The following is a 21891-nucleotide window of genomic DNA, read 5'->3' as shown; positions in this document are numbered from 1 at the left end:
GGGTTCGCGCGGACGCTGTCGACCAGTGTGGCAGTTGAGGGGTGGCAGCCGCGCCGTGCCGACGGCACCGGCCCGGCTTCATCGGCGATGCCAGTGAGGCCCTCGACGGCGTCCGGCCTGCGCTGAGCGGCCAGGAAACACCTCCGAACACGCCACCAACCGCTTCCGTGCCGGGGAGCTCGGCCCCGGTTCCTGCGCTCCTGGCGCCACGGACCGCGAGTCAGCCGTCCATCAGCGGCACCGGGGGCAGCGCCTGGCCGCCGCCTGGGGTGCTCTGCCAGTACACCTCACGACAGGGACTCCCTCACAGCCTCCCTGTGTGATGAGGTGGTGGAGTTGCCCTGCCGTCGGCCCCTGGCTGCGCGTCCGGGCGACCGGCTCTCGGGCGGGCGCACCGCGTCCGCCCGGCCCGTTTCTGTACCCCCGCCCCACCAGGAGACCCTGTGCTGACTGTCAACGCCTACGCCGCTCCCTCCGCCGCCGCGCCGCTGGAGCCCACGACCATCACCCGCCGGGCGGTGGGCCCGCACGACGTGCTGATCGAGATCGCCTACGCCGGCATCTGCCACTCCGACATCCACACCGTCAACGGCGACTGGGGACACCAGCCCTACCCCCTGGTGCCCGGCCACGAGATCGTCGGCACCGTCGCCCAGATCGGCGACGAGGTCACCTCCCACGCCGTCGGGGACCGGGTGGGAGTCGGGTGCATGGTGAACTCCTGCGGGGACTGCACCCACTGCCGCAACGGGGACGAGCAGTACTGCCTGGAGGGCATGGTGCCCACCTACGGCGGTCCCGACCGGGACGGCACCATCACCCAGGGCGGCTACTCCACCCACGTGGTCGTCGACGCCGGCTTCGTCCTGTCCGTGCCCAAGTCCCTGGACTTCGCCGCGGCCGCCCCGCTGCTGTGCGCCGGGATCACCACCTACTCCCCGCTGCGCCGCTGGGGTGCCGGCCCCGGCAGGAAGGTCGCCGTCGTGGGCCTGGGCGGACTGGGGCACCTGGCCGTGAAGATCGCCTCGGCGATGGGCGCGGAGGTGACCGTGCTGTCCCAGTCGCTGAAGAAGAAGGAGGACGGTCTGGCCCTGGGCGCGGAGCACTACTTCGCCACCTCCGACCCGGCCACCTTCGAGCAGCTGGCCGGGGCCTTCGACCTGGTGCTCAACACCGTCAGCGCGGCGATCGACGTGGACGCCTACCTGTCCCTGCTCACCGTCGACGGCGCCCTCGTCAACGTCGGGGCCCCCGCGGAGCCGCTGAGCCTCAACGTCTTCTCCCTCATCGGGGCCCGCCGCACCTACGCCGGGTCGATGATCGGGGGCATCGCCGAGACCCAGCAGATGCTCGACTTCTGCGCCGAGCACGGCATCGTCCCCGAGACCGAGCTCATCGACGCCGCCTACATCAACGAGGCCTACCAGCGGGTGCTGGCCTCCGACGTGCGCTACCGCTTCGTCATCGACACCGCCACCCTGGCCTGACGCCTGACGCCTGACGCCTGCCCGCGCCCGGGCGGACCACCGTGGCCCGACACGCCCGAACGGCCCACCAGCACCACGCTGGTGGGCCGTTCCGCAACGCTGTCACTGGGCGGTGCAGCCGCCGTCAACGGGCAGGGCGACGCCGATGACGTAGCCGGCGGCGGGGCTGCGCAGCCACAGCACGGCCGCTGCGATCTCCTCCGCCGTGCCCAGCCGCGCCATCGGTGTCGCGGCCAGGGTCGCCTCGAGGTCGAGCTCGCCGGCGCCGACCATGCGCTCGACCATGGGGGTGTCGATGGTGCCGGGGCACACGGCGTTGACGCGCACCCCGTGGGGTGCGTACTCCAGGGCCACGCTTTTCGTCGGACCCAGCACCCCGTGCTTGGTGGCGTGGTAGGAGGCGCGGGTGGCCCACCCGCGAGCCCGCCGGGGGAGGAGCAGTTGACGATCGCCCCGGAGCCCTGCGCGCGCACCTGGGCCGGCTCGTGCTTCAGGCAGGCCCGGACCCCGCGCAGGTTGACGGCGGCGATCCGGTCGAGGGCGCCTGCGTCGATGTCGACCAGGGCCACGGCGGCACCGGCCTCGGCGAGACCCCGGGCCGCAGCAGCTCCCATGCCCGTGCTCGCGCCGGACACGAAGGCCACCCGCCCACTGAAGTCGTACGTCAGCATGGTCCGAGGTCCCGTCTTTCTCGTGTTCGCATCTGAAGCGTCCGGCCTGGCACCGGATGAGCCGGAGCCGCCCGGGTGCGGCGGGATTCCTCGCCCCGGGATGGCCGTTCCGCCCCGGAGGGTCGGTGGCTGGTCAGTCGGCCAGGGGCTCGGCGTAGTCGCGGAAGCCCTCGCGGTGGGTGTGCAGGGACCAGAGCTTCTCCGCCAGCACGTCGGGGTCGTGGGTGGGGTGACCGGGCCGGATGGCCCCGGGAACGATGAGCTGACCGACGTGGACGCCGCTGCCGGCCAGGGCGTCGTGGAGCATCTGGGCGTAGGCGGACTCGGCGGCGAAGGCGATGGAGGTGCCCGCATAGGTCGCGTTGGGGCGCACGGCGCTGGAACCGTTGACGAACAGCACGGTGCCCTGCCCGGCCTCGCGCATGCCGCCCAGCACGTGGTGGACGGCGGTGAGCGGACCCAGCACGGAGAACTCGAGGGCCGCCCACACGTCGGCGGCGGTGGTGTCGAGGACCGGGCGGAGGAACTGCCGCTGCGGGATGGGGCTGTGCTGCAGGACCGCGACCGGGCCCAGCTCGGCGGCAGCACGGTCGAGGGCGCCCGTGAGGGCGGCGGTGTCGCGGACGTCGGCGGCGTAACCGGCGGCGGTGATCCCAGCCCGGCCCAGCTCGGCGGCCAGGGCGTCGACGTGGGCCTGGGTGCGGGAGATGAGGGCGACGTGGAAGCCTGCGGCGCCGAACTTGCGGGCGACGGCCGCGCCGAGGCCGGGGCCGGCGCCGAGGATGGCGAGGGTGGGCATGAGGCGGTCCTTTCAGGGGTGTGCGCGGTCCCTGGACGTGGGGGCAGGGGACGTGCACGGTCCGGTGGGTCGGTGGTGCGGGTCGGTGGTGCGGGTGGGTCAGAGGCTGTGCTGGAAGAAGGAGGTGAGCTTGTTCCACGGGATCATGTCCACCCGGTCGTAGAGGTCCACGTGCCCGGCCCCGGGCACGAGGTAGAGCTCCTTGGGCCCGGTGGCCCGGTGGTAGGCGTCCTCGCTGTAGTAGCGCGAGTGGGCGACCTGGCCGTGGACGAGCAGGATCGGGCGCGGGGCGATCCAGTCCAGGTGCTCGAAGGGACAGAAGCCCATGAGCGCCCCTCTGCTGGTCAGGCTCATGGGCACGGAGCGGGGGTGCTGTCCCCTGGGCGTGCCGTAGTACTGCGCGAACTCCTGGGCCGCTGCTTCTTGTGAAGGGGTGAGGGCGAGGGCCGTTCCCGGGCCGTGGACGGTCTGTCCGCCCGCGGCCTCGACCCAGCGCTGTTCAGCGGCTTCTTCCACCGCTGTGACCCGCTCCTCCTCGGTCATGACCTCGCCCGGTACCGGCGCCAGTCCCAGGCCCTCACGGGTGGCGCGGCCCATGTCGTACATGCTCACCGTGGCCACGGCTTTCAGGCGCGGGTCGACCTGGGCGGCGGCCAGGGAGAACCCGCCGCTGCCGCAGACCCCGAGCACGCCGATGCGGTTCCGGTCGACCAGCGGGTGCAGTCCGAGGTAGTCCACCGCGGCGCTGAAGTCCTCGGTGAAGGCCTCCGGGGAGGCGATGGCGTGGGGGAGGCCCGCCCCGCTCTCGCCGTTGTAGGAGGCGTCGAAGGCGACGGTGACGAAGCCGCGCTCGGCCATCGTCTGGGCGTAGAGCCCGGCGGTCTGCTCCTTGACGCCACCGAAGGGGTGGCCCACGACCAGCGCCCAGGACGGCTGGGTGCGCCGGGCGTTCTGCGGTGTGTACAGGTCGGCCACCAGGGTGATGCCCAGGCGGTTGGGAAAGGAGACCTTCCGGTGGTTCACCCGGGGACTCCTGGGGAACGTCTTGTCCCAGGCCGGCGCGCCGCCGGTCGTCTCGGCAGCCGCCGTCGCCGCGGGGGCAGCAGCGGACAGCGCGCCTAGGGCGGCGGCGCCGACGCCGGCGACCTTCAGGATCTGCCGCCGGCCCGGGCGGTGTCCGCCCGGACCGGTGGACGGCATCGGCGCGGCGGCCTCGGTGGTGTTGTCGGTGGTCGTCATGGTCTTCCTTTCCCGGGGGAGGGGGGCGTGGCAGAGCGGCATCGAACCAGGCACCGGATCAGGGCGGCGACCGGTGTCCGAGGAGGGAGGACCGGCGCTGCACCGGCCGGTGATTCGCTGTGCAGGCTGGCACATCCCTGCCAGTCAATCGTGGCGCTGGGCCGTGAGGGAGTCCCTGTGGAGGGGTGTACCGACAGGGCATCCCAGACCTACGGGGCCGGGCCTATCCTGGCCGGATGGATCACCACCGCACGACCCGGCGGTTCCTGGTGCCGCACCAGGTCGGGCGCACTTCTCAGCGGACCGGGGCGAACGTGCCCGGGTTACGGTGCTCCGACGGCTGTGCGCCGGCGGCACAGGCATCGGCGGCCGCCCTCACGCGGCCGGCCGAAGGCCCCTTCCTGGCTGCCGCCACGGGCCTCGGCCATCGCGTCCGTCCCACGGCGGTGATGCTGCTGGCCGTGATGACCGCGACGCTGACGGCCTGCGGCACGGCCGGGGCCACCGGCTCCTCCGCTGAGCCCCGCCCCGCCCCGAGCACCGCCTCGAGCACCGCCACGACGGAGAACGACGACGACATGAGCACATCTCCTGCTGCAGCAGGCACCCCGATCACCCTCGACATCGCGGGCACCACGGTGACCGGGACCCTGTTCGACAGCGCCGCCGCACGCTCCCTGATCGACCACTTCCCCCTGGAGCTGTCCTTCACCGACTACGGGGGCCAGGAGAAGATCGCCGAGCTGCTGGCACCGCTGTCCCTGGAGGGCATGCCGGCCGGTGACGACGCCGACCCCCTGACCATCGGCTACTACGCCCCGGACCAGGCCCTGGTGCTCTACTACGACCACGTCGGGTACTACAACGGCATCGTGCGTCTGGGCGAGTTCGAGGACCTGACGGCGGTCCGTGACCACGACGGCGACTTCACCGCCCGTCTCGACCTCGCCCGCTGACGCCCCCCCCGATGCCCCACACGCACACGCTCAGGCCCCGGCCGTCCATCGGATACCCCGGGTCCTGGCCCACCCGGGGGCTGTGCGCAGGGCGCGGGTCCCGTCCCTGGTGACCAGCGGCGGATCCGAGACCTGACGGCCCGTGCGGGGCGTGGGGGGAAGCACCCGTCGCCTGCCGCGGTCCCTCTGACAGTGCCTGGACGGCGCCCGTCGGAGGGTGCGGCGGGCTCGTCCGCTAGCAGATGGCGGTGGCGTTGGCGGGGGAGCCGGTGGCGCCGGTGATGTTGAGGGGTTTGACCACGACCATGGCGTCCCAGTGGCCGGTGGTGCGCAGGTGCTCGGCGAGGTGGTCCAGACGCCACAGTTCGCCCAGGGGCATGCCGAGCTTGGCCAGCAGCTCCTGGTGCATCATGCCCTTGTCATGGGGTGCCGTGACCAGGAACGGGGTGTCGGCGACCGGGGGGAGGCATTCGACGGCGAAGTTGTCGGCGGCGACCAGGGCCAGTCGGTGGTCCCAGACCCACTCGATGAACTCCTTGGACTGGGCGATGCCGGTGGACCGGCGGGCTTCCTTGACCGCGAGCTTGGTCCGGTGGTCGAGGCCGAGGAACCATTCGCACCAGCCGGTGCGGATCATCAGGATGTCCCCGGGGGTGATGGCGCTGCCCTGGGCGCGCAGGACGTCCTGGAGCAGGTCCAGGCGCAGGGGTTCGCCGCCGGCGTGGTCGATGGGATCGCCGAGGGCTTGGCGGTGACCGGCCACGTCGAGCAGCAGCCCACGGGAGACGATCGGGGTCTCGGCCCAGGCCTGGATGCCGATCGGGCGGGTGCCGGGGCGGATCAGTTCGTCGTCGGTGCCGCCGTAGAAGCCGACCTCGTCGGAGCGGCGGTGCCGCAGGCCGTCGATCTGGGTGGATCCCTGCAGGTAGAACCCGTCGAGGTAGTCGTCGCGGTGAGCCGGGTGGCCGGAGTAGATGGTGTGGACCGGGGCGGTGCGCCGGGCGGACATGCCGGGGTCGAAGGCGTCGACGGGGTGGTCCAGGCCGATCACGGTGCCGGTGCGGATGCAGGAGCGGGCGGCCAGGACCTGGTCAGGGCCGGCGAAGCTGGGGGTGCCCCGGTCGGGGTCGGGGAACAGCTCCCAGGAGGTGCCGGCCAGGCGCCCGGGACGGGCGGCCAGCTGGGCGTGGGTGGGGTGGTCGCGGGGGTCGCAGGTGGTCACCGGCGGGCCTCCTGCGGGTCGGCGGGGGCCGGGGCGGGGGTGCGGTAGCTGAGGAGGAACCCGGCCACGGCGCACACCGAGGCGGCGATGACGACGGGGATCTTGGCGGTGTCGTTGAGGAACACCAGCCAGGGGCCCTGCCCGGCGATCAGGGCTCCGGTCTGGGCGAGGACCAGCAGGATGCCCCCGGCCAGGGAGAGTCCCAGGGTGAGGGTGAAGAGGCCGAGAAGGGTTCTGTGCAGCATGTCAGTGGCTTTCGGGTCTCAGACGGGCAGGATGCCGAGGGCGATGAGCACCCCGATGGCGAGCAGGGGCAGGGCGTAGTAGAGGAAGAGCCGGCCGAAGGTCTTGAACGGGTCGACGTCGGCGATGCCGCAGGCCACGTACAAGGGCGCCCCGCCGGGAGGAATGGCCGCCTCGCAGGAGGAGAACACCAGCACGGCCACGGCGGCGGTGGTGGCCGGGACTCCGGCGGCGACCAGGGCGGCGACCCCGACGGTGCCGACGGCGGCCATGGTGGCGGTGGAGGACAGGGGCGCGGCCACGGCGATGACGATCAGCCCGACCAGGACGGCCAGGGCCCACAGGGGCAGGTCGAGATCGCCCAGCAGGCCGGTGAGCTGCTCGGGCAGCCCGGTGGTGGCCAGGGCGTTGGCCCCGGCGAAGGCGAAGAGCACGGTGATGCCCACGATCCCGAAGCGGGGGGCGGAGCTCTCCAGCAGCTTCCACCACCCCGCGGTGGTGCGGGGCAGCTTCGACAGGCCCAGGAGGATGCCGACGAGGGTGAGGGCGACCGGGATCCAGAAGATGATGCTCACGGCGTCGGTGATGTCCTCGACCCCGGTCCAGGCGGCGGCGGCCTCGGCGGCCGCCCCGGAGGTGAGGACCAGGGGGATGGCCACGGCGACGAACAGCAGCAGGGTGGCCCAGCCTTGGCGGAAGGCGGTGGCCACCGCCAGCCGGTGCTCGGGGTCGACCGCGGCCATGCCGGACCTGCGCACGAGGATCACGGTCACGATCAGCCGGTGCAGCAGGCACCACAGCCCGCCGATGAGCAGCGGGCCCACCAGTTCTTGAACCTCGAGCAGAGGCCCGACCGTGGTGGAGCCGACCAGGACGAACATGGAGGCGCTGAAGGGGAAGGTGATGCCCATCCCGGCGTTGCCGGCCACCAGCGTCGCGGCGGTCGAGCGGTCCATCCTGGTCCGTTCCATCCAGGGGATGGTCACGGAACCGACGGTGGCGGCGATGGCGGCCTGGTTGTGCACGATGCTGCCCAGTCCGGCCGAGGACAGGGTGGAGACGTAGGCCGGACCACCTCGGTAGCGCCCGAGCAGGGAGTTGAGCAGGTTGATCAGCCGGTCCAGCACCCCGCCGCGGTCCAGGAGGTGGCCCATGAACACGAAGACCATGGTGGCGTAGACGATCTCGTCGGTGAGCGCGTCGTAGAGGGAGGCCCAGCCCACGCTGATCGCCTGGGTGCCGCTGAAGGCCAGGGTGGTGAGGAAGCCCAGGATCATGGCCTCCCCGACGCTGCGCTTGATGATGGTGGTCCACCCGATGATGACGGCCAGATAGGCCAGCAGGGCCCACACTCCGATCACGACGTACTCACTTCCTTGGGGGCGTTCCTGCCCGGAGCAGGAACGCTGGCTTCATTGTGGCGGTGGGCCCGGCGCCGGTGGGGGCCGGGCCCACCCGGTGGTCAGGACGCGGGGGTTTTCACCTGCTGCTGGGCGGCTTCTGCGGCCATGCGCTCCATGGCCGTGGCCGAGGCCTCGGTCATCTCCGCGGGCACCCCGAGGTCGGTGAGGAACTGGGCGGTGGAGCGCATCTCGTGGGCGCGGCGTGCGGCGTGCTTGGGCGTGCCGGTGAGCCACCGGTCGATGACGGCCTGGCCGTCCCCGGCCAGCTGGCCGGCGATCTGGGTGCGGATCCATTCCTCCAGCCCGGCCGCCCGACCGGCGGCGACGGCCTCCACGACTACCGAGGCCATGCCCTTCATCACCACGCTGCGCAGCAACTTGTGGGCCATGGCCGCCCCGGGGCCACCGTCGACGACCTCCACCGGCGCCCCGACACCACCCAGCAGCTCCGCCAGGAGCTCAGCGCCGGGGCCGCTGACCATCAGCGGGGTGCGCGCCCCGTGCACCGGGACGGGGCCGAGAATGGCCACGTCGGCGAACAGGGCCCGGGTCGGGGTGCGGCCCAGCTCCTCCATGGTCTGCGGGGAGGAGGAGGTCAGATCCGCGTAGCAGGTCTCCTCTCGCATGGCCGACAGGCATTCGGCGGCGACCGCCCGGGCGGCACCGGCGCCGGTGAGGACCAGGACGACGTCGGCCTCCCGGCATGCCTCGGCGGCCGAGTCCGCCCGGGTGACCCCGGCCGGGGTGGTGGGGGCCACCGGGTCGTAGCCGGTGACGGTGTGCCCGGCTTCGACCAGGGCGGTGGCGTAGACGGCTCCGGCCTCGCCGAGGCCGATGACGGTGCATGCGCTCATGATGACTCCTTATATAAGGCGGAACTGTGGGTCAGGCCTGGGGGCGGGCGGCGAGGATCGCGGCGCGGCGCTGGGACTCGTCGGCGAAGACGGCTTCGGCGGCCTCTGCGATCTGCTCCGCCTGGGCTTGGGGGATGACGACGATCCCGTCGGAGTCCCCGATGACGATGTCCCCGGGCATCACCGGCACCCCGCCGAAGGCCACCGGCACCGCGATCCGGGAGGGCCCGTGCTTGTAGGGCCCGGCCGGGGAGGTGGCCTTCGCGAAGACGGGCATGCCGATCTCCTGCAGGTCCTGGGCGTCGCGGGCGGCTCCGTCCAGGGCGAAGCCGGCGATCCCGGCGGAGATGGCTCGCTCCCCGATGAGCTCGCCCAGCAGGGCCCGGGTGGTGTCGCCCTGACCGGCGACGACGATGACGTCGCCGGGGCGGGCCAGGGGCAGGGCGCGGTGGATGCCCTGGTTGTCCCCGGCGCGCACCCACACCGGGAAGGCGGGACCGGCCAGCTTGGCGCCGGGCCAGATGGCCTGGATGGTGGAGTCGGCCACCCCCAGCCGCTCCATGGCGTCGCCGATGTTGGCCGCCGGCAGCGCGGCCAGGCGGGTCACCAGGGCGGGGTCGGGGCGGGTGAAGTCGGCGGTCGTGGGGTCGTCGGTGATCGTGGTCATCGGGGTGTCTCCGTATCGTCAGGCAAGCAGGAAGAGGGGCATCGGCTGGTGGGCGGGAGGAATCAGTTGCTCTCCTGGACCTGGGGCAGGACCTCCTTGTAGTCGGTCTCCTGCTGGGCCCAGAAGGCCTCGTACTCCTCGGCACCCAGGTAGCTGGTCTCCAGTCCGAGGTCCTCCATCTTCTGGACGACCTCAGGGTCCTCGATGGCGGTCTGCAGGGCGGCCTCGAGCTTCTCGGCCACCGGCTCGGGCAGCCCGGCCGGGGCGGAGTAGCCGCGGGCGGTGGCCGAGACGACCTCGTAGCCCTCCTCGGTGAAGGTCGGCACCTCGGGCAGGGCCTTGGCGCGCTCCTCGCCCATGACCCCGAGCACCCGGGCCTTGTTCTGCTTGACCAGGTCGGTGACGTCGCTGACGTTGGCCACCAGCACGTCCACGTGCTTGCCCAGGAAGGCGGTGGTGGCCTGGGAGGCGCCTTCGGAGAAGTGCACCGGGGCGAAGGAGGCGTCGGTGGTCTCGGCGATCTGGGCCAGGGCGAAGTGCTCCCCGCCGAGTTGACCGGTGGTGGTGGCGGTCATGGACTCGGGGTCCTTCTTGGCCGCCTCGAGCAGCTCCTCCAGGGTCTGGTAGGGGCTGTCGGGCTGGACGGCGATGACGGCCGGGTCGATGACCTGCCGGCCCAGGGGCTGGAAGTCCGCCCGGGTGTAGGAGGCCCCGCGGCTGGGATCCAGCGGGGAGACGACCACCGAGGGGGAGCCGGTGGCGCCGATGGTGTAGCCGTCGGCCTTGGCGCTGGTGAGCTGGGTGTAGCCGATCTGGCCGCCGGCGCCGGGGGCGTTGATGACCTCGACGTTGGTGCCCAGTTCCTCCTCCAGCACCGGCTGGACGAGGCGCGCGGCGGTGTCCACGGCCCCGCCGGGGGCGAAGGCGACGATGATCTCCACCGGCTTGCCCGCCTGCGGGTAGTCCTCCCCGGAGGCGGTGTTGCTGGTGGAGGCGGAGCATCCGGTGGCGGCGAGCAGGCCCAGGACGGTCAGGCCGGTGGCGATGGTGCGACGGTTCATGGTGTTCTCCTGTGAAAAGGGCAGCACTGAGGCGGCTGCGGCAAAGAGGGGTGGCCAAAGGTGGGGAAGGAGTGAAGCTGTACCGCGGGCGGGCGGGTCAGGACTCGGGGTCCTCGTCGGCCAGGGCCTTGGGCTTGCGCAGCTTCAGCAGCGGGCTGCAGACGATGACCAGGGCCAGCACCAGCAGGGCCGCGGTGATCGGGCGGGTGTAGAAGACCTCGAAGCTACCCTGGGAGATCTCCAGGGACTCGCGCAGGGACCGCTCCATCAGCGGGCCCAGCACCAGGGTCAGGACCATCGGCGCCAGCGGGATGTCCAGGTGGCGCAGGCACAGTCCCAGCACGCCGAAGGCGATCATCACGAACACGTCGAAGACGGTGAAGTTGATGGTGTAGGCCCCGATGACCATGAACAGCAGGATCAGCGCGGAGAGAATGGGGTAGGGCACCTTCAGGATCGAGGTCCACAGTCCCACCAGGGGCACGTTGAGGATCACCAGGAGCACGTTGCCGATGAACAGGCTGGCGATGATGGCCCAGGCGATCTCGGAGTTCTCCGCGAACAGGGTCGGGCCCGGGGTCAGGCCCTGCTGCAGGAACGCCCCCATCAGCACCGCGATGGTGGGGGAGGCGGGGATGCCCAGGGTGAACAGCGGGATCAGGGCGCCGTTGGCGTGGGCGTTGTTGGCGGTCTCGGGACCGGCCACGCCCTCGACGGCGCCGTGGCCGAGCTGGTCGCGGTAGCGGGAGAACTTCCGCTCCGCCCCGTAGGACAGCAGGGAGGACACGGAGCCTGTCATGCCCGGGATCAGGCCCAGCCCGAAGCCGATGCCGGTGCCCCGCGCCATTGCCGGGGCGCTGCGACGCCATTCGGTGCGGTGGGGCAGCAGGGACCGGAACCCGGGGGAGTGCACGGTGCCCGGCATCTTGCTGGCGCGGTAGGCCAGGATCTCGGACAGCCCGAACACCCCGACGATCACGGCCACGAAGCTCACCCCGTCCAGGAGCCGCTCGGAGCCGAAGGTGAAGCGCGGGGCGCCGGCGACCGGGTCGATGCCGACCATCGCGATGAGCAGCCCCAGCGCCCCGGAGATCAGCGCCCGGACGACGGACTTGCCGGCCAGGGCGACCAGCAGGGTGATGCCCACGGTCACCAGGGCGAAGAACTCCGGCGGACCGATGAGCAGGCCCAGCGCGCCCAGGGGTTTCGCGGCGGCGACCAGGCCGATGGTGGCGACGGTGCCCCCGACGAAGGAGCCCACCGCCGCGATGGTCAGCGCGGCCCCGGCCCGGCCCAACCTGGTCATGGCGTAGCCGTCCAAGGTGGTGATCGCCGAAGCGGCCTCCCCGGGCGTGTTGAGCAGGACACTGGTGATCGTGCCGCCGTAGGTGGTGCCGTAGAAGATGGCGCACAGCATGATGATCGAGCCGGTGGCGTCCATGTTCAGCGTCAGCGGGATGAGCAGGGCCACCCCGGCCACGGGGCCGATGCCGGGCAGCACCCCGATCATGGTGCCCAACAGGCACCCCAGGAACGCGAAGAGCAGGTTCTGCCAGGTCAGGGCGGTGGCGAAGCCACCGAGCAGTTCGTTGAAGACGTCCATGGTCTACAGTCCGATCAGGCTAAAGGGCAGGACAGAAGCCACGGGCAGGGAGACCTTCAGGCCCAGGGTGAAGAGGTAGAACACGCCCACGCTGCCGAGCACCGAGATCACCACCGCCTTCACCCAGCCCACCCGGGCGCGCAAGCGCAGGTGGTACATCAGGAACACGAACAGCGCCACCTGGAACCCCAGGAAGGGCAGGGCCGCGGCCAGCACCAGCAGGCTGCCGATCACGGTTGCCACCTGGGAGACCTCCACGTCCTCCTTCGGGGCGGAGGGGTGGCGCTGCTCCTGGACGAACCAGATCAGCGACATCAGGAACAGCACCGCGCCCATGGCGAAGGGGAACAGCCCCGGGCCCGGGCCCAGGCTCGTCCACAGACCCAGGCCCCACGAGCCGTACAGGACGTAGAGGCCCAGCAGCGAGAACGCCGCCTGCCCGATCAGCACCGACCGCGCCGGCCGCTCTCGCGGCCGCGACGGCACGGGCTGGGTCGTCGGTGACTCCGTCGTCATGGTCATGTTCCTCACTACTTCATCGGGTGGAATACTCTTTCATCCCGTGGAAGGATGTTGCGTAGAGAGATGGTGACACGGCCCACACCGTGACGTCAACCACAGGCGGGAAGCAGGGGTGGGGGTGTGGAGCGGCAAGAAAACCCTGCGGAACACGGGGAGGTCGTGAGGACATCCGAGCTTCCATACAATGAAAGAATGACGACGCTTGACGACGCCTCCTCCACCCCCGCCCCCGGAGGGGGCAAGGCCAGCACCACGATGCGCTCCCTGTCCCGGGCGCTGGAGGTGTTCGAGCAGCTGCAGCGCTCCGACCGACCCCAACGGTTGAGTGAACTGGCCCGCGACTGCGGGATCAGCCTGCCCACCACCCTCAGACTCCTGCGCGTGCTGCAGGACTATGGGCTGGTCAGCCAGACCGAGAAGAACTACCGGATCGGCCCCGCCGTGCTGCCGGCGGCCCGCAGCTTCCTCGAGAACGACCCCCTGGTCCTCGCTGCGCGGCCCATCCTGCTGCAACTGGCCACCCAGACCCATCTGACCGCATCCCTCTACTCCCGCCTGGGGTACGAGCGCATCCTCATCGCCCGCGTGGACGGCACCAACCCCCTGCGCTACGACCTGCCCCTGGGCAAGCGGCTGCCGCTCACCCGCGGAGCGGCCGGTAAGGTCCTCATCGCCGACCTGCCCGACGACGAGCTCCAGCACATCGCCGAGGTGGCCGTGGACCGGCGCCAGGAGGACGACCCCTTCGACCTGGCCGCCCTGAGATCCCGCCTGCCGCAGCCCGGTGAGGGCTACGCCTTCTCCCTGGACGAACGCGCCAGCGGCGTGATGTCCGCCGCCGTGGCCGTCCCCAACCCCTCCGGGGCCGTCACCGAGTCCATCGCCCTGACCACCCCCGTGGAGGCCTACGCCGAAGAGGACCTGCGCGCCCAAGCCCCGGAACTCAGAAGGGCCGCCCGCCGGCTGTCGGAGCTGCTCGAGGGCGTCGTCTACTAGAGCCTTCCGCCCCACCCGCGGCCATGGCCGAGAGCCCGATGACGACACGCTGGTGACCGCCACGCCGGACCGTCGGAGCGCTCGGCGCAGGACAGGCCGGCCCTCACCGAGTCGCTGCTGATCAGCCGCCGGTCAGGGGCGCGGGGTTGCGGGCGCTGACCCCGCGCGGGAAGGACGTGGACACCGCCACCCCGGTGGGCTCGACGGCCTTCACGGCCAGAGCCGCCCTGGCCCAGACGGAACTGGGGACCCGGCGCGAACGGACCACCGACTCGGTGGCCACACGCCGGGCCGGCGGTCAGGACCTCGGCGTGCGGCGACCCCGGGCGCAGCCGACCAGCACCCTGTGACCGACGACGATGAGCTCATTTCGTCCGACGCTCGGAGGACATTGCTGCCGTGCGGGGAGGGTCTCCGGCGCCGGTTGGACGATTTCCCAGCGCTCGAGGACCCATCCACCGGCCACAGGTCATGGCACCACGCCGAGCCAGGCCCGCGGTCCCCTGCGCATCCTTCTGCGTGGTCGAGCGGTGCCTCGGTGACGGCGGGGACGAAGCTGCCCTCCCGATCACCCGGTGGGAAGTGCCCCGGGCCAGCCGGGCGTTCGGGCCGGGGCCGCGCTCCGCGTGCTCCGGGTCCCCGGTCAGCTCCTCCGGTGCCTGCCGGTCGGCGCGCATCAGCCGGTGCTGCACCCATGCGCCGACCCGCATCTCGTTCGCGGCGGTGCGCTCCCGGTCGGGAGCCTCGGCAGGGCCCTCGAACGAGCGTGCTCCTCGGTGCCATCGGGCGGAGGAACCAGTGCGTCTCCCTGCGCCCGGCGGTCCGGTCCCGTCCTCGAGCGCCCGCAGAGGCTCGGAGCGGACGTCCGGTGGTTGCTGCCCGGCCGAGGCCTCGACCCCCTCGGGGCCATCAGGGGCCGGCGCGGCGGAGGCGTCGGCCCGACTGGCCCGCCCATGGTGGTGCCGACCACGCTGCTCCCGCTGGGGGCGGCGGGGCAGGCGCCCCGACCGGGCGACGGGGCAGGGCCCTGTCCGGACCGGGACCACTCTCATGGGTCAGCGTCCTGGAGGCAGGACGCGGGGGAGGGTGCGCCGGAGAAGGCCGTTTCCGCCAGCGCTGCCCATGTGCTGCTCCCGTCACGCCGACCCTGGCCACCGTCTGCCTGGTGCTGCCCACCTTCACCACCGGCCGCACCGGCCCGGAGTTCACCTCCAGCCAGCTGGCCTTCGCCGCGGTGGCTTCCCTGATGCTCTACGCCATGTTCGTCTCCACCCAGACGGTGCGCCACCGTGACTTCTTCCTGCCCGTCCTCACCGACACCGCCGGCCCCGAGGCCGAGGGTGCTGAGGAGGAGCACGCCGCCCCGCCCACGAACCGGCAGACCGCGCTCGGCTTGGGTCTGCTGCTGGTGTCCCTGGTGGCGGTGGTGGGCCTGGCCAAGGTGGAGTCCCCGGCCATCGAGGCCGGTGTGGCAGCCCTGGGGTTCCCGCACTCCTTCGTCGGGGTGGTCATCGCCTTGCTCATCCTGGCTCCGGAGACCCTCGCGGCGGTGCACGCGGCCCGCCGCGACCGCCTCCAGATCAGCCTCAACCTGGCTCTGGGCTCGGCGATGGCCAGCATCGGGTTGACCATCCCGACCATCGCGGTGGCCTCGATCTGGCTGGACGGGCCCCTGCTGATGGGACTGGGTGCAACCCAGATGGTGCTGCTGGCCCTCACCGCTCTCGTCGGGGTGCTCACCGTCGTCCCGGGACGGTCCACCAGGTTGCAGGGCGGGGCGCACCTGCTCCTGCTGGCCGCCTTCCTCTTCCTGGCCGTCAGTCCCTGAGGCCCGGACTGGGCCGGTCCAGCTCGATGGACACGGCGCGTGCGTCGCCTCTCCGCAGGTGGCGCGCTGCCGGACACCGTCCACGACGGTGGCTTCGCCCAGGGGCCCGATGGGTGCGCGTCCGTGGTGCCACGGCTGCACGAGGGGCAGCCGCGCCACCGGGGGCGTCCAGCATGACGATGCTCCCCGCGCAGGCGCCCGGCGACCTCCGCGCGTCCCTTGCCGACGAGTTGCGGCTGAGCGGAGACCTGGTCGATGGTGCTGAGCGGGTGATGGCCCTGGCACGACACGTGCCGCGCTCGACCCAGTGTGACGAGGCGTCGAACGGTGCCGCTGACTACGGTGGGAACCACCGCGACGGCCCGGACCGCCCCGTGCGAACGGAGAACTGGCACCATGACCGAGCGCATCGTCGTCGGATACGACGGGTCCGAGAACAGCGACCGCGCCCCGGAATGAGCCATCCAGGAGGCAGCAGCACTGGCGGCCGAGCTGCTCGTCGTGGTCTCCACCGGGCGCCCCGTGGTCCTCGACCCGGGTCTGTACGGGTCCTTCACGGAGGCAGTGGAGAAGGAGTCGGCCAGAGCCGCGGGCCGGGCTGTGGCGCACGCGCAGGAACACGGGGTCGGTGCCAGGGGGGGTGCCTCTATGGTTTTGGTCAAGCGGCCAGGGCCACCGTTGACGGCGTTTGGGGCCCGGTGGGGTCTTGGTAGAGGGTGCCGTTCCTGAGCATGGCGAAGAGCACGTCGGTCCGGCGGCGGGCCAGGGCGATGATCGCCTGGTTGTGGCGCTTGCCCTGGGCGCGTTTCCGGTCGTAGTAGGCCCTCGAGGGCGGATGGTGGAGCGAGGCGAAGGCCGAGAGGAACAGGGCTCTCTTGAGGCGTTTGTTCCCACCCCTGGGAGCGTGCTCGCCGCGGATCGAGGTCCCCGACCGTCTTGTGACCGGGGCGATCCCGGCGTAAGAGGCCAGGTGCCCGGCATCGGCGAAGTCTTTGCCCACGACCTCGGTGAGGATTCTCGCGGCGGTCCTGGCCCCCACTCCGGGCATCGAGGTCAGGACCGGGCAAAGAGGGTGGGCCTCCACGAGGGCCTCGACCTGGGTAGCCACCGTCGCCCGCTGGTGGATCAGGGCGCCCAGCTGCCCGGCCAGGATGGGCACCACGGTGGTCGCGGCCTCGGTGCCGGCCACCACCACGGTCTGCTGGGCCAGGGCCTCGAAGATCTCCTCGGTCAACGACTCGGCCAGGCGGGGGGCGTGCTTCTTCAGCCTCGCCCGCACGTGGCCCCTGCCGGCCGCGGCCAGCTTCGCCGGGGTGGGGTAGCGGGTGAGCAGATCCGCCACCGCCGGGTGGGTCACCCGCGGTCCCAGCACCCTTTCGAGGGCGGGGTGGATCTGGGTGAGCATCCCGCGCAACCGATTACTGGTCGCGGTGATCTGGGCGGCCAGGTCGTCGTCGAAACCGGCCAGCACCGCCAGCTCAGCAATCTGAGCCTCATCCACCCGGATGTTCCGCAGGGTGTGGGCCATGGTGCGGGCCGCCTCGGCGATGATGAACGCGTCCCGGGCGTCGGTCTTCGCACTCCCCGGGTGCAGGTCGGCGATGCGGCGCATCGCCAACCCGGGCAGATACGCCACCTCAACCTGCTCGGTGGCTTCGGCCACGGCCACCGGCAGGGCGCCGATGGTGGCTGGCTGGTCCACGACCATCAGCGCCGGCCCGTGGATTGCAACCAGCTCCTCGAGGATCGCGCGCAGCCGGGCCTCGTCGTTAGGCAGCGCCTTGTCATAGACCGTCTTCCCGGTGCTCGTCACGGCCACCGCGTGGTGGTCGGACTTGCCGACGTCCAGGCCGATGAACACGGCCGGGCGTTGCTCGCTCATGGTGTTGCCTCCTCAACGTGGGCCCACAGCGTCTACTGACCGGCCGGGTGGTGGTCACGCTCGGCATCCACGTTACGAAGGTCCTCGAAGGAGATCCCGCCTCTATCAGCGATCCGTGACCACCGGACCGGTTGCCGGTGACAACACCCCCGGATCATGGGCGACTGGGGGCAACGATCATGCCGGCAACCGACCGGTCAGCACCTCTCATCCTGACGGACTGAAGAGCCATGAAAAAGGTAACGGGGGGGGGTCGTGGAGCGCGGTGACGCCGCTGAGGTGCTGACCAAGCAGTCGGAGACGGCTTCGGGGCTGGTGCTGGGCAGGCGAGGTCGGCACGGGGTGCGCGGGCGGATGGGCTCCGTCTCGGCCGCCGCAGCGGCGCACGCCCAGTGCCCGGTGGTCGTGCTGCCGGATCGGCGGAGGCCGGAGGCTCAGGATCCGCGCGCCGGTGCTCGTCCTTTCGCCGACCGTGGCGTGGTGGGCGTGGATCGGCTCGTGACGCACCATCCCGCGATCGTGGCCGCGGCCCGGTACGCCCAGCGGCACGACCGGGGCCTGGCTCCGCTGACGGTGGTCCCTGACGTCACGACCACACCGACAGGAGCGGTGCATCTGGACCGGGCGATCCGCGAACACTTCCTGGAGCCGGCCCGGACCATGGTCGATGAAGTGGCCGAGGCGATGCGATCCCGGTATCCGGACCTTCCGGTCAAAACCTTTGTGCTCTTCGGGATCCGCCGGGAGCAGCTCGTGGAGGCCAGCCGCTCGGCGGAGCTTGTCGTGATGGGCAGCCGCGGCTACGGCGGGTTCCGGGAACTGCTCGTGGGGTCCGTGTCGCAGGCCGTCCTCCACGAGGGCGAGAGCCCGGTGATGATCGTCCCGACCAGGACTGTTGCTCCAGCGGTGGAAGAGTGAACTGGCCTTGTGGTGTGACCACCTCATACCCCTGGGAGGACGCTCCCAGCCCGGCTGGTCTCGCGTGGAGGACGGCTTCCCGTCGGCCATGTCCCGGGGGCGATGTACGAGGCGATTCACCAGTGGAGATCTGCTGGTGTGCTGTCACATCGACCGGGGGATGTGGGGGAACTCCTGTCAGGGGCGATGGAAGGGGGCCCGGGGCAGGAACCGACCGGCTGGGACGGTTCCTGCCCCGGGCGCGGTGTCAGCCGGTGCTGGTGCCCTCGCCGTGCCGGGTGTCCGGGGTGGTCGTGCCGGCAGCCGCCTGCGTGTCGGCGCGGGCGCCCCTGACCGACTCCGCCGCAGCGGCGGGCACGGACTCGGGTTCGGGGGCCACACCGGTCCGTTCGTACTGGCGGTGCTTGCCGTGAGCGCGGTCCAGCAGGTCGTGGAAGTACTTCTCGGAGGCGATGAGTTCCTCCCGGTAGCGGGGGGAGATCGAGTCCATCTTGTCCTGGTAGCGGGCGGCCTTGGCGGCCAGGGCCCGGCGCTGCTCGTCCGGGGCGTCCTGGGGCAGGGTCACGTACTTCTCGGCGGTCGTCTGCAGCCCGCCGATGATGTGCACCGCCCGGCCCTTGGGGCTGAACAGCGACGCGAGCACGGTCACGACGAGCACGCCGACGATCACGGACAGGGACGTCCCGATGCTGATCTCGATCACCTCGACGTGCTCGCCCCCGTTGATGAAGGGCAGGGTGTTCTCGTGCAGGGCGTGGATGATCAGCTTCACGCCGATGAAGCCGAGGATGATCGCCAGGCCCCAGGACAGGTAGATGAGCCGGTCCAGCAGGCCGTCGATGAGGAAGTAGAGCTGGCGCAGGCCCATCAGGGAGAACGCCACGGCGGTGAACACCAGGTAGGTCTCCTGGGTCAGGCCGAAGATCGCCGGGATGGAGTCCAGGGCGAAGAGGATGTCGGTGCCGCCGATGGCGACCATCACCAGCAGCATCGGGGTCATGGCCCGCTTGCCGTGGTGGACGGTGAACAGCTTGTCGCCGTCGTAGTGGTCGGTGGTGTGGATGAAGCGCTTGGCCAGCCGCACCACGACGTTGTCGGCCTCGTCGTGGTCCTCGGTGGCGAGCTCCTTCTTGATGAGGGAGCCGGCCGTGAGCAGCAGGATGAGCCCGAAGGCGTAGAAGATCCAGGCGAACTGGTTGATCAGCCCTGCTCCCACGAAGATCAGGGCGGTGCGGGCGATCAGGGCGAAGGTGATGCCGAAGAGCAGGACCTTCTGCTGGTCCGCGCGCGGGACCTTGAACGAGGCCATGATGATGAGGAACACGAAGAGGTTGTCGACCGACAGGGCCTTCTCCGTGATGTAGCCGGCGTAGTACTCCCCGGCGTAGCGCCCGCCCCATCGCAGGAGGACGAACAGGCCGAAGAGCAGAGCGAGGCCGACGTAGATCGCCGACCAGATCGCGGCTTCCTTCAGCTGGGGCTCGTGCGCCTTGCGGACGTGGAAGAAGTAGTCGAACAACAGCAGGCCGACGATCACGACGATCGTCACGGCCCACACGGTGGTGGAGACATCCATAGGTTTGCGCTTTCGGGGTCGGGGGCAGGACCGCCGTAAGTCTCTCCGCCGCTCGGCCGGGACCTCTCCGGTCCGTGCCGCCGAGCTGGGCCGCTGCGTCCGGCCCGGCTCGTTCACCCGACGTACTGACGTCCACAGCGCTGAGGGATACTCCCCTAAGGCGTTTCCTAGTGTATACGAGACCTCGCGCCTTCTCCTGTGAGGCAGGTCACACCTCTGCCGGGCGGCCCCGTCGGCGGGGACGGGGCAACAGGAACCGGGCAGCGGCGGCCACTCCAGGGAAGGGAGGGAGCGAGACGCCGGGGGCCGGTGCGGGGCGAGCACCTGGCACGGTCGCCCTCGGCGGACCGGTACGCCCAGGCGCAGCCTTGACCCCGGGATACGGGCGACTGGGCGCATGGGCGCATCGGTGGGTTCAGCCGGCCGATTTCGTCTCTGTCGTGTTGGCCTCGGTGGCGCTGGTCGCGGTGGCGCCGGTCGCGGTGGCGCTGGCCTCGGGTAGGCGGGTGATGCGGACGCGTTCGACCCGGTGGCGGTCGGTGGCGAGCACTTCCAGCCGGTAGCCGTCGACCTCCACCGTGTCGCCGGTGCGCGCGACCCGCCCCAGCCGCTCCATCAGGAACCCGCCCACGGTCTCGTAGGGGCCCTCCGGGATGAGGAGCCCGGTCTCGGCCGGGACCTCCTGGATGATGAGCCCGCCGTCCACGAGCACGGCCTCGCCGGAGCGCAGCACGGTGTCCTCGTGCTCGCGGGCTCCGGTGTCGAACTCGTCGTAGATCTCCCCCACGAGCTCCTCGACCAGGTCCTCCAGGGTCACGATGCCGGCGGTCCCGCCGTACTCGTCCACCACCAGCCCGATGTGGTGGCCGCCCTGGCGCATGGACTGCAGGGTGCGCAGCACGGAGTTGGTCTCGGGCAGGTACGGGATCGGGCGCATGATCTCGGCCAGGGTGCGCGGGGGGCCTCGATGATCCCGTCCCCGTCGGCGTCGGCGGCCACCAGGTCGCGGATGTGCACGAAGCCCAGCACGTCGTCGATGTCGTGGCCGGTGACGGGGTAGCGGGAGTGCGGCAGCGACAGCGCCTGCCGGTAGGCCTGGTTGATCGACAGGGACCCGTCGAGGAACTCCACATCGGGGCGCGGGCGCATCACCTCGGCCAGCCGGCGGTCCCCGGCGGCGAAGACGTCGGTGAGGATCGAGCGGGAGACGGGCCCGATCCCGCGGGTGTCCACCACCATCTCCCGGATCTCCTCGGCGGTGACCTCCTCGGTGACCGCGTGCGGGTCCGCCCCCAGCAGGCGCACCACCGTGTTGGTGGAGGCCGACAGCAGCCAGATCACCGGGCGCATGAGCGCGGCGAAGACGCTCAGCGGCGGGGCCAGGACCTTCGTGAACCCCACGGCCCGCTGCATGGCCAGGCGCTTGGGCACCAGCTCCCCGAACACCAGGGAGAGGTAGGCGATGACCAGGGTCATCGCGATCAGCGCCGCGGTCTGCGCCGCCGGCGCCGGCAGCCCGGCGCGGGCCAGCAGCGGGGCGAGGTCGGGGGCGATCGTGGAGGCGCCGTAGGCGGAGGAGAAGAACCCGGCCACGGTCACCCCGATCTGCACCGCGGAGAGGAACAGGTTCGGGTCCCGCACCAGTGCCGCGGTCCGGGTACCCTTCCGGCCGGAGCGCTCGATCCGCTTGATCTGGCTCTCCCGCAGGCTCACGATCGCCATCTCCGTGCCGGCGAACACACCCCCGACCACCACGAAAGCCAGCACGAGTCCGAGATTGATCAATGTGTCGCTGTCCATAAAAGTCCTTCAGTCTCCGATATCCGGTAGGTCCAAGCGCGCCGAGTCCTCCCCGGCAGGGCGTCAGCGCAACAGGTGGTTGACAATTTGTGCACGGGCCGGGGCTCCACGCCAGGAACCGGGGACCCGCCTCGAGGGCGCCGTGGTTGCGGCCGGGCGCTTGG

Annotated in this window: 19 protein-coding genes and 1 pseudogene; 5 read left to right on the top strand and 15 right to left on the bottom strand. The window is 71.3% G+C overall.

Annotation, left to right across the window (positions count from 1 at the left end; genetic code table 11):
- Positions 1-443 precede the first annotated feature (443 nt).
- Positions 444-1487 (top strand): NAD(P)-dependent alcohol dehydrogenase, encoded by a 1044-nt coding sequence (locus ACYSMR_RS00210; RefSeq protein WP_461747019.1) that lies wholly within the window; start codon positions 444-446, stop codon positions 1485-1487.
- 102 nt (positions 1488-1589) lie between these two features.
- Here the strand turns inward: ACYSMR_RS00210 and ACYSMR_RS00205 are convergent, their stop codons facing one another.
- From ACYSMR_RS00205 to ACYSMR_RS00195, 3 genes are all read right to left on the bottom strand, one after another.
- Positions 1590-1862: an SDR family NAD(P)-dependent oxidoreductase gene (locus ACYSMR_RS00205; RefSeq protein ID WP_461747018.1), complete on the bottom strand. Its 273-nt coding sequence runs from the start codon at positions 1860-1862 to the stop codon at positions 1590-1592.
- 429 nt (positions 1863-2291) lie between these two features.
- A complete protein-coding gene (locus tag ACYSMR_RS00200) occupies positions 2292-2957 on the bottom strand; it encodes an SDR family NAD(P)-dependent oxidoreductase (RefSeq protein WP_461747017.1) in 666 nt (221 codons plus the stop codon).
- Positions 2958-3056: 99 nt separating this feature from the next.
- Positions 3057-4196: an alpha/beta hydrolase gene (locus ACYSMR_RS00195; protein WP_461747016.1), complete on the bottom strand. Its 1140-nt coding sequence runs from the start codon at positions 4194-4196 to the stop codon at positions 3057-3059.
- 464 nt (positions 4197-4660) lie between these two features.
- Between ACYSMR_RS00195 and ACYSMR_RS00190 the strand changes: the two genes are divergently transcribed.
- Positions 4661-5152, top strand: coding sequence for a cyclophilin-like fold protein (locus ACYSMR_RS00190; protein ID WP_461747015.1), 492 nt, complete (start codon positions 4661-4663; stop codon positions 5150-5152).
- 235 nt (positions 5153-5387) lie between these two features.
- Here ACYSMR_RS00190 and ACYSMR_RS00185 read toward each other — a convergent pair whose 3' ends face one another.
- From ACYSMR_RS00185 to ACYSMR_RS00150, 8 genes are all read right to left on the bottom strand, one after another.
- The gene (locus ACYSMR_RS00185; RefSeq protein ID WP_461747014.1) at positions 5388-6374 is read right to left on the bottom strand and encodes a cyclase family protein; all 987 of its coding nucleotides are present in this window, start codon (positions 6372-6374) and stop codon (positions 5388-5390) included.
- Positions 6371-6619 (bottom strand): hypothetical protein, encoded by a 249-nt coding sequence (locus tag ACYSMR_RS00180; RefSeq protein ID WP_461747013.1) that lies wholly within the window; start codon positions 6617-6619, stop codon positions 6371-6373. The genes ACYSMR_RS00185 and ACYSMR_RS00180 overlap by 4 nt, the downstream gene beginning before the upstream one ends.
- 18 nt (positions 6620-6637) lie before the next feature.
- Entirely contained in the window at positions 6638-7978 is a 1341-nt protein-coding gene (locus ACYSMR_RS00175) for a TRAP transporter large permease subunit (protein ID WP_461747012.1), read from the bottom strand.
- 101 nt (positions 7979-8079) lie between these two features.
- Positions 8080-8874: an NAD(P)-dependent oxidoreductase gene (locus ACYSMR_RS00170; RefSeq protein WP_461747011.1), complete on the bottom strand. Its 795-nt coding sequence runs from the start codon at positions 8872-8874 to the stop codon at positions 8080-8082.
- A gap of 31 nt (positions 8875-8905) precedes the next feature.
- The gene (locus ACYSMR_RS00165; RefSeq protein WP_309125985.1) at positions 8906-9541 is read right to left on the bottom strand and encodes an RraA family protein; all 636 of its coding nucleotides are present in this window, start codon (positions 9539-9541) and stop codon (positions 8906-8908) included.
- A gap of 62 nt (positions 9542-9603) precedes the next feature.
- Positions 9604-10602, bottom strand: a complete 999-nt coding sequence (locus tag ACYSMR_RS00160; protein ID WP_461747010.1) for a tripartite tricarboxylate transporter substrate binding protein — start codon at positions 10600-10602, stop codon at positions 9604-9606.
- A 97-nt stretch (positions 10603-10699) separates the two neighbouring features.
- Positions 10700-12205 carry a tripartite tricarboxylate transporter permease gene (locus ACYSMR_RS00155; RefSeq protein WP_309125983.1) on the bottom strand — a complete coding sequence of 502 codons (1506 nt, stop codon included), beginning with the start codon at positions 12203-12205 and terminating at the stop codon, positions 10700-10702.
- 3 nt (positions 12206-12208) lie between these two features.
- A complete protein-coding gene (locus ACYSMR_RS00150; RefSeq protein ID WP_461747009.1) occupies positions 12209-12721 on the bottom strand; it encodes a tripartite tricarboxylate transporter TctB family protein in 513 nt (170 codons plus the stop codon).
- 198 nt (positions 12722-12919) lie between these two features.
- Between ACYSMR_RS00150 and ACYSMR_RS00145 the strand changes: the two genes are divergently transcribed.
- Both ACYSMR_RS00145 and ACYSMR_RS00140 read left to right on the top strand, forming a co-directional pair.
- Positions 12920-13723: an IclR family transcriptional regulator gene (locus ACYSMR_RS00145; RefSeq protein WP_461747008.1), complete on the top strand. Its 804-nt coding sequence runs from the start codon at positions 12920-12922 to the stop codon at positions 13721-13723.
- A gap of 1141 nt (positions 13724-14864) precedes the next feature.
- A pseudogene (locus ACYSMR_RS00140) lies at positions 14865-15551 on the top strand (calcium:cation antiporter); the annotation flags it as partial.
- Between the two features lie 658 nt (positions 15552-16209).
- Here ACYSMR_RS00140 and ACYSMR_RS00135 read toward each other — a convergent pair.
- Positions 16210-17433 (bottom strand): IS110 family RNA-guided transposase, encoded by a 1224-nt coding sequence (locus ACYSMR_RS00135; protein ID WP_461746870.1) that lies wholly within the window; start codon positions 17431-17433, stop codon positions 16210-16212.
- Positions 17434-17688: 255 nt separating this feature from the next.
- Between ACYSMR_RS00135 and ACYSMR_RS00130 the strand changes: the two genes are divergently transcribed.
- Positions 17689-18351 carry a universal stress protein gene (locus ACYSMR_RS00130; protein ID WP_461747007.1) on the top strand — a complete coding sequence of 221 codons (663 nt, stop codon included), beginning with the start codon at positions 17689-17691 and terminating at the stop codon, positions 18349-18351.
- A gap of 247 nt (positions 18352-18598) precedes the next feature.
- Here ACYSMR_RS00130 and ACYSMR_RS00125 read toward each other — a convergent pair whose 3' ends face one another.
- The 3 genes from ACYSMR_RS00125 to ACYSMR_RS00115 all read right to left on the bottom strand — a co-directional run bounded on the left by ACYSMR_RS00125 (position 18599) and on the right by ACYSMR_RS00115 (position 21727).
- Complete coding sequence (locus tag ACYSMR_RS00125; protein ID WP_461747006.1) at positions 18599-19927, bottom strand: TerC family protein; 1329 nt, start codon at positions 19925-19927, stop codon at positions 18599-18601.
- A 415-nt stretch (positions 19928-20342) separates the two neighbouring features.
- The gene (locus tag ACYSMR_RS00120; RefSeq protein WP_461747005.1) at positions 20343-20828 is read right to left on the bottom strand and encodes a transporter associated domain-containing protein; all 486 of its coding nucleotides are present in this window, start codon (positions 20826-20828) and stop codon (positions 20343-20345) included.
- The gene (locus tag ACYSMR_RS00115) at positions 20741-21727 is read right to left on the bottom strand and encodes a hemolysin family protein (RefSeq protein ID WP_461747004.1); all 987 of its coding nucleotides are present in this window, start codon (positions 21725-21727) and stop codon (positions 20741-20743) included. Before ACYSMR_RS00115 ends, ACYSMR_RS00120 begins: the two co-directional genes overlap by 88 nt.
- Positions 21728-21891 lie beyond the last annotated feature (164 nt).

This window comes from Kocuria sp. U4B (assembly GCF_054875615.1).
The sequence above is the reverse complement of the archived record's forward strand: the minus strand, read 5'-3'. Positions and strand labels throughout refer to the sequence as shown.